Source organism: Sphingobacterium siyangense, from assembly GCF_007830445.1.
GTDB lineage: Bacteria > Bacteroidota > Bacteroidia > Sphingobacteriales > Sphingobacteriaceae > Sphingobacterium > Sphingobacterium siyangense.
The window spans coordinates 18,382-32,508 of sequence record NZ_VLKR01000029.1 but is presented as its reverse complement, the minus strand read 5'-3'; the positions used below and the strand labels follow the sequence as shown (position 1 = coordinate 32,508).

Sequence of the window (14,127 nt, the reverse complement as noted above, 5' to 3'; positions counted from 1 at the left end):
AATATATAGCTGATATAAAGCCTTAAGAAGGTTAATAATTTAAGGGTATTCATAATTTTGTTTGTTAGTGGTTATTTCGATAAACGACAGAAAAAATCAACGATTTTTTTGCTCATTTCCAGCTTCTTGGCTATACGCTCCTTGGCTTTTGCCGAGAGTTCGAGCTTAGAGAGAGCGATATGACGATAATTGGCGACACAGTATGCGATCAATACACGATACAGTTCCGTTGCGAACTCGTACATCTCTTCATCTATGTAAGACCAGTCTTTTTGCATTTCGTCATTCACATATGTACCCAATAGCTCCAAGATATTGTCAGATATTGTATCCAGTGCATATCTATTCCAAAACGTTTCGATCTCCTTTATAGGGTCGTAATCGGCCTTGTGAACATCATAAATCAAACGGTCAAAAGCAAATTGTAGCGCCAAAATCCTGTTCATATTTCAGTCTTGCAAACCGCAACCTAAAGCACATAGAGTCCCTTTCCGACCGAAATCAGTTTTTTACGGGGCCTGACTATGCTCAGGTTACATAAGTAAAAATTAATTCATTCTGGGAAGCCAGAGCGCGTTTGATTGAGGGGTCACAAAGGTATATATATTGGCATTACGCGTTCCATGGCAAGGGAAGACAAATCTTATTTGTCCAGACCATCCGAGCTACTCGGGGGCCGCAATGATGTTTTTTGATTGTTGCTTTTTGTTCATAACTCGTTTTTATGGTTAAACGAGTCTTGCTGGAAGGCAGCTAAATTAAAGAGGGGGCTGCATCCCGTGCTCCAAAAGATTCTCAGGCCTAAAGTTGCGCCGGGTGAACAGCAGCCCCACACTTCAATGAATTAAATGCAAAAATAGCACTTTTCATTGAAAGCGTGAGATATTTCTGCTGCCTTGCCACTTGGCCTGAGAATGGAGCTGCAAGACTTTTAAATATCTATATTTTCAATATTTTAATTAAAACTTATATCATATTCTAATTAACAAACTAATGAGACAAATATAAAAAACAACACAATAGTAAACAAATTTGTTGACCATTTTTTTTTCAATATGTCGATTTTAACTAAATGGATCAAAATCAAAAAGCATTTCGCACCAAATTAGGAAAACGTATTGAACAACTTCGAATTGAGAAAAAAATAGAACAGGGAGAGCTAGCTTCCATATTAAATAAAGATAAACAATTTATAAATCGTTATGAACGTCAGGGAGCAAACCCTACAGCATTTATTCTGGTCCAGATATCAGATGCACTTGGGGTGACCCCAAATGATCTTTTAGATTTCTCTAAGGTGGATAAGCCAAGTGATTAACGGAGAGGAAGACAAACTCCATTGAAATTACAAGTTCGACAATTCTTCAAAGACGTGGTAAAGACGCTATACCTCTACCCCTTTAATACTATATACGAAAGCTTTAGTCTTCCTCCTCCATATTTTCACTTCCCCTCTCAAAAGAATTTTGAGTGGTGGCGATAATCAATGATTCTGCAGTGCTGGGATTCAAATATTTGCTTATATATTTTACTCAGCCATCATAATTAGGTAACTGGTTATGATGGCTAAATAAAAAAAAAGCCACTCCCGAAAGAATGGCTACAAAAATATTTTATAAATAAAAAATTCTATTTCAGCTCCTCTACCTGTTCGATAGTCAGCCCTAAAGCCTTAGCAATATCTTCTACAGCTACACCAATTTTCTTAAATTCTAACGCTGATTTAAGCTTTTCAGCTTCAGCTTCGGCCCGCTCTTCCAATCTACCTTTTTCCATACCCCTTTTCAGCATACGCAATCGTAGCGTTATAAACACGTATTTGTTCTAAGTTTGATATGTATGACATCTTCTCTTTCGGCGTTAAATTTGCCAGTTCTCCTATAGCAAAACTAAGCTAAATATCAATACAAAAGAAATTGAAAGATGTCTCATCCAATTGTCTATGAAAGAACATTGATTGATCAAAGTTAAAAAACAGCTAGATTAGTTTCTGCATCTACATGTCCTAGTCTGCAAAAACTGACTACTTAATCCAGTAAAAATAGCTGTTACACAAATTTTTCAGATTAAATATATCGTTGATAAGCCCTTCTAATTTGTTAAACAAGCTTGACAATGTAGATCTTACATTTCAAACATAATTTTTCCGATCTGCGTAGTTATCAATATGAAATTTTACAATAGACAAATTGCTTCCTAAATACCAGATCGAAACACAATGTTTGTCGTTGGAAGATATGTAGGGAAAAAAGTACTGTTCGACTTGATTTAGACGCTCCAATGCGATCAATCATAATGGAACCTGCATTTAGCAATTAAAATCTGGTTTTCCTCGTATTTGTAGATCAGTCGGTGTTCTTCATCAATGCGGCGTGACCAGAATCCGGAATACTTATGTTTTAAGGGTTCGGGCTTACCCAACCCTTCGAATGGGGTCCTTGCGATATCTTTCAACAGTTCGTTGATCTTTTTCAGTTTCTTCTTATCTGTCTGTTGCCAGTACAGATAATCTTCCCAAGATTCATCCACGAAAACATACTTCATATTACTCCTCCGACAACTGCTTCTCAAACGATTTTCCAGCTTTCAACTTTTCAATCGCTGCATCAAGACGCAGTTCATTTGTTCGGGAAGATAATTCATGGTTTGTTGCCATCAAGGAATTATATTCTTCAAGCGACATAACAACAATACCCGAATCTTTACCTCGATTAATAATTAAGGTTTCAAAGTTTTTGGAAACCTTATCCAGATAGCGTTTTATGTCTTTCCGGAAATCAGATACACTAGCAATCAACATAACAAGTACTTTTATCTGTACAAAGATACGTACAAATTATTGACAAATTAAATTTCGTTACGCCATCTTGGAATTAGAAAGAAAAAAGCTATTCCCGAAAGAATGGCTCTGCAATATTTTGTTATCTCATTTCTCCAAAAACCAATTTCTTTATGGGTTACCTGTCGTCCCTCTACTTTTTGATCAATATCCCTTGTTATCAATTGAAGTCCTCCCTTGTCAAGAGCATAACGGTATTTGGAATTTGATTGTCCACCATCATATTTGAACTGAACATTGATAAAATTACCTTCCAATTCGAAGGTACCTCTTGATTCTTCAAGTGACTGGCCCGGGTCTTGAATATGATATTTTTCACCAATTGAGAAAACACTACCACGTTCAGGAGCTATAAATATCACACTATCTTTATCGAAGAAATGTATTTCCTTAACTAACGTAGGATAGAACCCTCGTTCAGACAGAAATTTATTCACATCTACAGTTTCCTCTACTAAGCCATTAACAGGATCGGTGTATTTCATATAAATACTTTTAATTTTCCAATCGCCCAAAAGTGGATTTAACTCGGCTTTTTCTTTCTTACATCCTAGAAAGAAAACAATCAGGGGAACAATAAACAATAATCTTTTCATTGTTTGTTTGGTTAAATACATTGTTTTCTAATTTACCAATAAATGCTTCTGGTAAATACAAATAATTTAATTGGCGGATACAGTTAATTTGAACCAACAAAAGAACATTCAAACTTCACTAATTTCAGTTCCCTTCAAACTAATACGATCTAACAACAATCATCTAATAATAGACATAATTGGGGTCACTTCCTCTTCATAATCTAAGTAAGTGACCTCCAACTAATACGCTTTGAGATTGTCTAAATACAACTCGTCATTTCTATCCAACAGAGTACCCCAATATACTCCAATTAATAAAGACATTTAATTCACAGCTGTTAAGACGCCATTATTCCAATTATTTAAAACTAAGTTTCCCCATTCGGAACCTTGTCCGTAGTAGATTGTTCCTTCAAAATGTGAAAAAGTAGATGTTTCAAGGGCCAGTTCTGTCGGCAGAGGCTGCCCAGGTAAAGGGAACTCTAAATTTTCCTGTATTGGGCCTGATATACTTCCAACTAACTGCCCCGAAACTGAATTGACGGGAAGCATATAATATAATCCTCCCCCATTAGGTATAGAATAGGATATCCATCCTCCTTGAAACAATTGAGTATCTTTATCGAAATACAATTCCCCTGTTTTCCCCTCACTATCAAACGCGATCAAAATATCGTTAATAGAACCTGAACCAGGTGTTGTCTGGCCCTTCACACCGAAAAAGGTTCCTATTGCCAACATTAAAATTAAGATTACTTTTTTCATAAAAAAATTTTATTAAATGGTTAAAAAATGACGTTAAAAACGGTCATCGTCAACTTCTATTCTGATGACCGTTTCTAAAGATTATTATATAAACTAATTTCCTAGTTTACCATATAACATATTCAATGGATTAGAAGCTGATATTATTCCTGCAATAGGATAGACTATAGTCGCATTCTGACTTGAAACCCAGTCAATAAGAAATTCTCTTTCATCGCCCGTGCCAAACAAATTATCAACAGGTGCAACCTGAACCGCTCTAGTATTCCAATTATTTCCACCGTCAATACCAATTCTCTTTAATTTAAGTTTATTTCCATCTTGCGTATATTGATAACTAGCAGAAGCTACAAATGCTGATGCTCCCGAATTATATCCTATATAGAAAATTGCTGTCGTACTATTTGTAAATGCAAAATACATTGAAGTAATATTACGCCCAGAAGCTGTAAATAGCTCTCTTACTTTATTAAAAATATGAACATTCGCAGTAACGCCGGGAATTGCGTCTGAAGTAATTCTTTTATTTGCTTTGTTGTAGCCGAAAGTCGTTAGGATCGGTAGGATAGGGACATCGTTACTCTTAACTTCTGTTTGTTTGCCTTCTACATCAATTAATAATAACTTATTATCTTTTATAACTCCATTGATAAAATTAGAAGTTCCCACCTGCATGGCAATTGGAAAAGTGAATCCATATATGTCAAAACCAAATTTTCCTACAAGTGAATTTACTTCTCCATCACTACCCATAAATTCTGCACTAACTTTCTTAGAATTGTTATCAACGACAAAACTAATCTTGTTTTGAATACCATCGAGTTGGATATATGGAAATTTAATTGCAGAAATCAATGACGTATTATCTGATATTACTGAAGTATATGAGTTGATAAAAGTCTGTTCTTCATCTTCTGACAACCTAGTCAATACAAAATTATTTTTATATCGCTTTCCTTTCAAAAAAACGGAGTCCTGGCTCGAACGCACATACTCAAATTCTACATCACTCTGTAAACCATTGGCAGCAGTTGCTCCGAGCACTTTAGCACCAGGATCACTTAACAGTGAGATATAATTATACGTATCGAAAATCAATGAGGCATCCATCACCCATTTTGTTCTATACGTTGATGCTTTCATTGTTCCTGAGGTTGTACTGTTAATATCAGAAAGCATTTGTATTGTATTATCTTCATTAAACTTTACATAGAAAGAATATCCTCCTCCCAAAGAGGTAGTCAGTACACCTTTCCATCCGTTTACACCTGAGACCAGCTTATCCTGCAATTCAGCCAATCGTTCTCCTGCTCTTGCTTCGGGAGAAGCATCAAACAATTCCTGCACTTCAGTTTTTCTACAGGAAGTCAGTGCCCATACGGCTATAAATAATATTAAAAACCTTTTCATCATCTATTACTTATTAATAACACCAAAAACATAATTATCCGGGGCTCCTTTTACATAAAAACCACCAAAAGTCATAAAATCAGCAGCCTCCACATCGTGATGGATCCAGTCTACCACAAAGGTATTCGAGGTCAGATAATTCTGTAGTACGGTCACCCCCGCGCCTATCACCCCTGCATTCCCATAAACACCATCAGTTCCACGCTGAGCAACTTTAGTAAGCGTCATCTCGTTAGCAGCGTTGATTGCATAGGTATATGAATAATTAGCATAATAAGTGGTATTGGCAGTATTGGTGTATTGTACAACAAGCTCCATCTGATTTCCAGAAGAAAATTTGAATTCGATATTATCTAGTCTTCTATTCGCTCCTCCTACAGCTGCAATACCTGATTTAACGGCTTCATAAATACTGTTAAAGGCTGTAGATGTCTGGTATTTTGAATTGTATATAGCTAGAGGATCTACTTTTATACCTGAGACCAAGGTACCTTTACGCATCCAGTATCCCAACGAGAATGCGTCCTTCTCGTTATACTGATCTATCACCACCCGGGCAAACTCCTGTTGCAACGCTCTAAAATCGATATTGTAAAACTCCTTAAAGTAATCGACGACAAGTGCCTCTTTACGCTTTAATTTTGCGTACGCATCGGCACCGGAAGCTTTTGCATAATCGTCATAATACATTTGCCCTTCCACAATAAGATGCGCAACTACTTCAGCAAAATCCTCCGTATAGGCACTTCTGGCATATCGGGAAATAAAACCAAGCGATCTTGATATCGACTCCGGGTTAGTCGTCGTATTAGTCCAATCGGCCTCATAGTCTGCTTTGGTAACCTGCTCAAAAGACGGTGGTATAGCAATCATCTGGTTGATAATATGCGTAAATTCATGATGAATGGTTCGCATTTTTCTTCTGATATCAGACGAATTGTTAAAATCCAACTCGTTCAATTCATACAGGACAACCTTTCGTCCACCTTCCGCAGTTCCCAAAGTAATACTGCCATTTGTATTGTAAGATGGAGAGCCATAAAGTACAAACTGCTTCGGTGTATACGTTTTAATGAATGTCGGGCCTGCCACCTTTTCGTAAACCTTTATATAGGTATTTAAAATAGCCTCAGCAGTGGGCTTTACTCGGTCAAGTTCAATCGGCGATATATTTCTGGCAGGATCAGTTTCGTTCCTGTCAAAACGATAGACCAGTTCGATATTATAAGGATTGGTCAAACTCGATGTTATCCAATTATCCAACTCAGATTTGACCGGTGAATCAATATTATATTGTGCCAAATCCACATGCAACGTCTCGTCCTTCCGACAAGATTGAAAAGCTGGGATACATAAAATCGCACAAACTGTTTTTATTAAGATACTTTTCTTTTTCATAACTATTATCTAGGATTTAACTCAATACCAGCCAAAGTAGCTTGCTGTGGAATCTGAAACAGACGGTGGTTGTCTTCCGGCTTTAATTCAACATAAGTTTCCGTACCATCTGCCGCAATTAAATTGTGCTTCACAGTAATTTTATGGCGAAGGATATCCATCCAGCGAATACCTTCCAATAAAAACATTTTCTTTTTGATATCAAGTAAAGATGCAAGCATCGCACTTTTATCATCCTCCAGACCTGTGAAGGTTTTTGCTTTATCTAACGTCAATCCATTACTTGTAACATTGAAATTAACAATCCGGGAACGACCGATCACGTTTAAATCATTGATCGCATTAGTATAGTCACCTTTTTGGATATAGGCTTCAGCCCGGTTGGCCAGCGCTTCATCAGTCGTAAACAGTGGCATCATGATATACGGGTACCCAATCCCTGCGGCCACATTAGAGTAATGAAAATATTCTTTGTACTTATTGGGTGTATAGTGTGGGGCTCCCCAACTTCCTAGTCGGTTTCTAAATGCTGGACCGAAAGGTGTATTTCCCGCCCATTCATTTTTCTTTTGTTCTCCGAATCCATATAAACATTTTCCAAATCCACTATCCCGATGATAAGTAGAATAACAATTGGCCAACAATAAATTAAATGGCTTTTCAGCTTTTGTATATTCTTGACTATGTTCAGCATAGGACAAATTGTAAAGATTACCAGCATATTGTCTGATATTATCGTAAAAATTATTGTCCGGAAAGATTGCTGAGACATGTGTAATAACCTTATCCCAATCTCCTTTAAATAAATAGAAACGCGCGGCGAAAGCATGAGCAGCCTGTGGGTTAAAATGATATTTAGGAACTTGCCATACCCCGCCCGCCAACAATGGTAAACCTTCTTCCAAATCCTTTTCTATTTTAGCATATGTGGCAGCTACAGTTTCCCGTTCATATTGCCCCATAACAATCGTTTCAGGTTTCGTGACATAAGGAATTCCGGGGCTTTCATTATTACCATTGATCTCGTAAGCTTTTGAAAACAACGTTACCAGCATAAAATGTGAATATGCTCGAGCAACTAAAGCTTCTCCCTTATATTGATTGATCTTCTCAGGTTTAAAACCACCTTCTTCGATTGATTCCAATGCCTGATTTGCTGCAGCAATCGCCTCATAGCAACCGTTCCAGTATTGTACGGGCGTACTGTTTCCAGAACCATCGGGGTCCTTCCATAAATACAAATCAATCATAGGCTGATTCAAATGTGATCCTTGTCCTGGCCCCTTATCTTCGAAATTGTCCGTTGCAGATTCCGTAAAAAAATAGCTGTAGCCAGGATACGCCGAAACCAACAATTGAGCTACTTTGTCGACTGTATTAATTTCTGTTCGCATATCGGGATTTTCATCCAAAAACTTATTACACGAGCTAAATAATAGACATCCCATTGTCAACAAAAGGGCTCGTTTTATATAATGTTTGTTCTTTTTCATTTTTATCACTATTAAAATCCTAACTTAAGAGATATTGTGTATTGCTTAGGGATGGGCATTGCCACACCACCATTGTTGAAAAACTCCGGATCAGCACCGTTTAATTTTTTATCTGAGTACAGTAATGCGATATTATTACCTACCACAGATATCTGGGCACTTGAAAATTTGTATTTCGTTACAAAAGATTTAGGTAATGTATATGAAAATGACACATTTTTCAGACGAATAAAGTCACCTTTTGCCACATTTTCTGTTGAATAATTGTAGGCATTGTAAGGATAAACCGCATTTACATTCGCTCCGTTCTCATCTTTCACATCATTCGTTACTGTCAACGGATCGATTAGGGACGGAATATTGGTAATCTTTTCATCTCCGGGTATCATCCATCTGTTATACATATTTTTCGACATTGAGTACATGTCTGAGTAAGATGCCGAAAATGCGGGTTGCTTACGAACATAATTACCCGTCGCAAATGTAAATAGTGCTGATAAGCTGAAATTTTTGTATTCGAATCTATTATAAAAACCTCCTGTCAGCGTAGGATCTACTGGACCATGATAAGTCAGATAGTCCACTACTTCATCCTGTAATCTCACATAAGTAGTTTTTTTACCACTTGTTCCGATAAAAGTAGGATAGCCATATTGCGGATCTAAACCGTCGAATGTAATAGAGTACAATCCGCGTTGTGGGCCGCCAACCATCTGGCCTCCCTCTGCTCGAACCATATTCCATATATTCGGATTTACTTCTAAGCGTGTAATTTCGTTTTTGTTGTAGCCAAAATTAAAGGATGACCTCCAATTAAATCCATCTGTACGCTTTAAGATATTACCTGCTACTGTCAATTCGACACCGTGAGCCTTCATATCCGCGTAATTGGCATTCTTACGATACTGACCACCAATACCTGAAGTCAGAATCTGACCAATCAAATCAAATTGATTTCTTTTATACCAATCAAATGTAATATCAAGTTTATTGAATAGGGAAAGATCAGTTCCGATATTAAGTTCATACATTTTCTCCCACGTCAATTCAGAGTTCTTTAATCCAGAAATATAAACACCCGCTTCTTTTTCACTTTCATACGGACGATAGGTGATCTGATTGTAATAAACAGGGGCAGAGTTCGCAACATTACCCATACTTGCTGTTAACCCATAAGTACCGCGTATGGCTGCACCTGAAACAATATGGGATATATTCTCAAAAAACTTTTCCTGATCAATGTGCCATGCGCCTGACACGTTCCAAGTTGGTAACCAACGTGCAACATTCGATTTTCCCATTTTGTTTGATCCGTCATATCGCCCTGTGGCATTTACACTATACTTTCCTTTATATGAATAAGCGGCTCGTAACATAAATGCTGCAAATCGGTCATAATTATAATCCATACCGAAATAGGGATCTCCTCCTTCGATCATTTTCTTGAAATAACGGTAATTCGGATTGACCAGCCCACCGTTTTCATACTGATAACCAATCCCTTCGTAATTTGAATTTTGCCGATCCGTATATCGGACTTCCATAGATCCAAAGATATTTAAACGATGGATATCACTAAATGTATCATCATACTCTAGGTTCTGTCTGAAGTAATAATTTTTGATGTTATTAGTAGTGGTATTAAAAAAACCACCGTCGGGAAGAACAACAACCGGTAAGCTATTGGGATCATCCGGATCCTTGTACAAATTAATATTTCCGTTGGCTATTGTCGCATCATAATCGGCTCGGAAAGCTTCCGCCATATTAGATCCTTCCAAAATATAATGCTGCCGTGTCGAATTAGCATACCTATAGGCTCCATCTGCGGAATAAGTCAATTGCGGGATAATTTTATATTTGATACCTCCCTGAACTTTCAAATCCAACATATTCAACTTTAAATAATTTTTCTCCAGTTCGTTGAAAATATTGAACGGCGCATAATTCCTAACAAAATATTCCAATTCTCCGTTTTCATCATAGGCCGTCATCATACGGCTTGTGTTTAAGGAATAGGAATAAGGATTAATATCGAAGTCTCTACTATAAGATCCATATACAGGATCGGATTGACGTGTCAATGTTCCGGGAGAACGTTGATCACGAATCGAACCAGTAACCAAAAATTCAGCGGATAATTTATCCGAGAACTTAAAATTATTACGAAAGTTGGCTGTATAACGACTAACGTTATCACCGAGCGTCATTCCATTATCCTTCATCAACGAAGTTGAAAAATAGGATTGGGCTTTCTCCGTCCCTGAATTTACGCTCACAGAATGTTCCTGCAATAATGAATTCTTGAATAACAAATCAAACCAATCTGTATTGGCATTTGCATATCGAGATAAAAAATTTAATCGATCTTCTTGCGTATTTTTTAATTTATAAGTATCTGTTAAGGGATCATAATCATATAACTGATTGTACATTTTATAAAAAACACCACCATCTTTACCTCTTGAAGAACCACTATGGGTATAATAGCCTTTGTTTTGAAGTTCCAAAATAACTGACATCTGATCTGCTGAATTCATAATGTCAAATTGGGAATAATTTGGTTTCAAATAAGTCGTAAAGTTTCCAGTGTAACTTACACGTGGCTGACCATCTGTATTTCGTCCCTTTTTGGTATTGACGACGATAACACCATTCATTGCTCGCGCCCCATACATAGCAGTCGCCGCAGCGTCCTTGAGTATTGTAAAATCCTGAATATCATCAGGGTTCAAGCCCGCCACCGAAGATCCTATCAATGTATTTGCATCACCTGTGGAAAGTGCCTCATTAGAAATATTGACTACATCTTCTAGAATAATGCCATCTACAACCCACAATGGTTTATTATCTCCTGAAAGAGATGTTGCTCCACGGACCCGCACTTTTGGAGCAGCTCCAAAAGTGCCGGAAACGTTTTGAACGGATACACCAGCCGCCTGTCCTTCTAGCATTCTAGTAATATCTGGCACACCGTTACGTTCGGCATCTTTCGCATTGATCTTTGATGTCGCACCAGTAAACAACTTACGGTCAATATTTTGATATCCCGTCGAAACGACATCAACGACATCTAACTGATTATCCAGAGGCTTTAATATAATAGGGACAATAGCACGTCCCTCTACAGCAATTTCACCTCCGGCATAACCTATATATCGGACAACCAAAGTAGAAGTTAAAGGAGCATTGATCTTAAAACGTCCTTGTTCATCCGTTTGGGTAGAAACAGATGTTCCTTTGACTGTTACTGTAGCCCCGCTCAACCCTTTTCCGTCTTTATCTTTGACCGTTCCATTGATGGACTGCTGTTGGACTTCTTCAGGAAGCGTTAAATTGACGTTCTTTACATTACTATTGACCGAAATGGTATTAGCAATAATTTTGTATTCAATATTATTGCTTTTCAGAACAGCATTCAGTGCTTCCTCAACGGACGCATTCTTAACGTTCACCGAAATCCGAGCCTTAGTATTCAAGTTTTCACTATACAACACACGTAGATGGGACTGCTTGGAGATAGCAGACAACGCTTCTTCAATACGGGCATTTTTCATATTCAACGTGACTTTTTGTGCCGTGCTCTTAGCGTGCACACCCGTCACAAATGCGAATAGAAGACATGTACTAATTTTCATAATACGTAATGGTTTGCAAAATCGTGGGTCTTGAGGGATCAAGGACCACCTTTTGCTAAGTGGTAAGTTATTCATACATTTACACTTTGTGGTTAATTGGGATTTAATTGTTCATTTTAGATTTAGGACCTGATGATCACATCTTTTTCTGAACAGGGATGCTGCAACATTCCTGTTCTCTTTTTTTAGGTCATTGTTGTTGATGTATTATTTTATCATAGGCGCGCTATTTTCTTTTTATAAATTGTTAGTCCTTAACTTTTGGTAGCAATAATCAATTTATTACCTTCTACTTCAAATTTTAGGTTACTGACATAGGATAACATCTCCAATACTTGAGACAATTTTACATCACGCTCGATACTTCCGGTATACTCTTTGTCCAGCTGCACATCACCTCGGAAGGTAACATCTAGATCATACCAACGTGATAATTGATGTGCTATATTCGTTATCGTTTCCTTTTTGAAATAAAATTCATTGTTGTGCCAAGCAAGATCATGGGCCAGATCTGCTTTTCCCTTAACTAAGTTGTCTTTAAAAGAAGAAGCATATTCACCAGGAAATAATTCTACCCGTTGATCATTTTGACGTACCTCCACTCTCCCCTCTGCTAAAGTTGTTCGAACATGATCCGAATAAGAATTAATATTAAAATGCGTTCCGAGCACTTTAATTTCATTACCTTTCGATTCCACAATGAAAGGTTGATCTGACTTGGGGGTAACTTCGAAATAGGCTTCTCCATCCAAAAAGACTCTACGTTCTTTCGGTGAAAACTGCGCAGGAAATTTCAATTGAGATAGCGCATTTACCCAAACTTTTGTGCCATCAGCCAAAGTCATCTTATAGAAACTTGCTTTTGGCACAATCAAAGAATTATACTGCAATGGGATCGCTTGATCTGTTTGCTTAACGATCAGCTCATTGCTATTACCGATTAGATTATTGTTTTTAGTCAAGGTTTTAGTGGAATCACTATTCAAAGAGAGCCTGGAGCCATCAGCCAAGACTAATACTGCACCACTTGTTGCCGGAGCAATATCTTGCTTTTTTGAAACTATTACACTTTTATCACCCGAAAAGAATGAGGTAAAATCACCTTTCCATAATAGAAAACCACCTAACAAGAATACAATAGATGCTGCAATGCTTAAGGACCATTTCCGAAAAGATCTCGCGCTGTTAGATTCTTTACTTTTCAACCGCTCCCATGCTTGATTTACATCCAACTGCCGAATAACGGCTAAATCTTCTGCTATATTTTCCGCTTTTCGGAAGGACTCTAAAAGCTGCTTATTTTGTGAACTGGCATTGAGCCATTCATCAAGCTGCACTTGTTCCTCTGCTGTCAATTGACCACAAAGGAATTTCTGTATTAAATCAGTGATATGTCTTGTGTTTTCTTTCATCAATTACCATAAAGAAACTTAAGACGAAGAAAAGGGTGACAAGAATTTAAATATTTTTTAACAAAAATATAATAAGGGGTATAAACTCGGGATTCAAACGTTTGAGCAACATTTTCATGCCTCGTTGCTTTTGTGTTTTTACAGTATTGATACTAATTTGCAGCTCCCGTGTAATTTCAAGATTGGATAAACCTTCAAGATAACCAAGCCGAAAAACTTGTTGACAGGCGAAAGGCATTTCCTCAATAATTTTATATATTTCCTGAATGACCTCACTGTGAATCATATTCAATTCAAGCGCAGTATTATCTTCTTCGGTAAAACCTACAACATTCCAATATTTTTGACGGACCTTTTCATGACGGATATGATTATAACAAGCGAAACGCACAGAACTATAGAGATAGTTCTTTATTGCAATCTCATTATCACTGACATGATCAGTATTTTTGAAATAAGCAATAAAAGAGTCTTGTACCAGATCTTCTGCTAGAGAAAGGTCACCCACAATCTTCCAAGCAAAATGGCAAAGTCCATTATAGTGTGTCTTAAACAATACTTCTTCTTTCTGCATAGTTAGATCTCTTCCACACT

13 protein-coding genes are annotated in these 14,127 nt (G+C 37.3%); 1 reads left to right on the top strand and 12 read right to left on the bottom strand.

Features of this window, described 5'->3' with window-relative positions; genetic code table 11:
* Positions 1-71: 71 nt before the first annotated feature.
* On the bottom strand, positions 72-446 hold the full coding sequence (locus IQ31_RS21020) for a hypothetical protein (protein WP_145329882.1): 375 nt from the start codon (positions 444-446) through the stop codon (positions 72-74).
* A 626-nt stretch (positions 447-1,072) separates the two neighbouring features.
* Between IQ31_RS21020 and IQ31_RS21015 the strand changes: the two genes are divergently transcribed.
* Positions 1,073-1,318, top strand: coding sequence for a helix-turn-helix domain-containing protein (locus IQ31_RS21015; RefSeq protein WP_145329880.1), 246 nt, complete (start codon positions 1,073-1,075; stop codon positions 1,316-1,318).
* 311 nt (positions 1,319-1,629) lie between these two features.
* Here IQ31_RS21015 and IQ31_RS27400 read toward each other — a convergent pair whose 3' ends face one another.
* From IQ31_RS27400 to IQ31_RS20965, 11 genes are all read right to left on the bottom strand, one after another.
* Positions 1,630-1,776, bottom strand: coding sequence for a hypothetical protein (locus tag IQ31_RS27400; RefSeq protein ID WP_158638944.1), 147 nt, complete (start codon positions 1,774-1,776; stop codon positions 1,630-1,632).
* A 510-nt stretch (positions 1,777-2,286) separates the two neighbouring features.
* Entirely contained in the window at positions 2,287-2,544 is a 258-nt protein-coding gene (locus IQ31_RS21010; protein WP_145329878.1) for a Txe/YoeB family addiction module toxin, read from the bottom strand.
* 1 nt (position 2,545) lies between these two features.
* Complete coding sequence (locus tag IQ31_RS21005; protein WP_145329876.1) at positions 2,546-2,800, bottom strand: type II toxin-antitoxin system Phd/YefM family antitoxin; 255 nt, start codon at positions 2,798-2,800, stop codon at positions 2,546-2,548.
* Between the two features lie 47 nt (positions 2,801-2,847).
* On the bottom strand, positions 2,848-3,435 hold the full coding sequence (locus IQ31_RS21000) for a hypothetical protein (protein ID WP_145329874.1): 588 nt from the start codon (positions 3,433-3,435) through the stop codon (positions 2,848-2,850).
* Positions 3,436-3,741: 306 nt separating this feature from the next.
* Positions 3,742-4,182, bottom strand: coding sequence for a hypothetical protein (locus IQ31_RS20995; RefSeq protein WP_145329872.1), 441 nt, complete (start codon positions 4,180-4,182; stop codon positions 3,742-3,744).
* A gap of 93 nt (positions 4,183-4,275) precedes the next feature.
* Entirely contained in the window at positions 4,276-5,595 is a 1,320-nt protein-coding gene (locus IQ31_RS20990; protein ID WP_145329870.1) for a DUF4302 domain-containing protein, read from the bottom strand.
* A 3-nt stretch (positions 5,596-5,598) separates the two neighbouring features.
* Positions 5,599-6,990, bottom strand: coding sequence for a substrate import-associated zinc metallohydrolase lipoprotein (locus IQ31_RS20985; protein ID WP_145329868.1), 1,392 nt, complete (start codon positions 6,988-6,990; stop codon positions 5,599-5,601).
* Positions 6,991-6,995: 5 nt separating this feature from the next.
* Complete coding sequence (locus IQ31_RS20980; RefSeq protein WP_145329866.1) at positions 6,996-8,483, bottom strand: RagB/SusD family nutrient uptake outer membrane protein; 1,488 nt, start codon at positions 8,481-8,483, stop codon at positions 6,996-6,998.
* Positions 8,484-8,494: 11 nt separating this feature from the next.
* Positions 8,495-12,121 (bottom strand): SusC/RagA family TonB-linked outer membrane protein, encoded by a 3,627-nt coding sequence (locus IQ31_RS20975; RefSeq protein ID WP_208734339.1) that lies wholly within the window; start codon positions 12,119-12,121, stop codon positions 8,495-8,497.
* 254 nt (positions 12,122-12,375) lie between these two features.
* The gene (locus IQ31_RS20970) at positions 12,376-13,533 is read right to left on the bottom strand and encodes a FecR family protein (RefSeq protein ID WP_145329864.1); all 1,158 of its coding nucleotides are present in this window, start codon (positions 13,531-13,533) and stop codon (positions 12,376-12,378) included.
* A 46-nt stretch (positions 13,534-13,579) separates the two neighbouring features.
* Entirely contained in the window at positions 13,580-14,107 is a 528-nt protein-coding gene (locus tag IQ31_RS20965; RefSeq protein WP_070569139.1) for an RNA polymerase sigma factor, read from the bottom strand.
* Between the last annotated feature and the right edge of the window lie 20 nt (positions 14,108-14,127).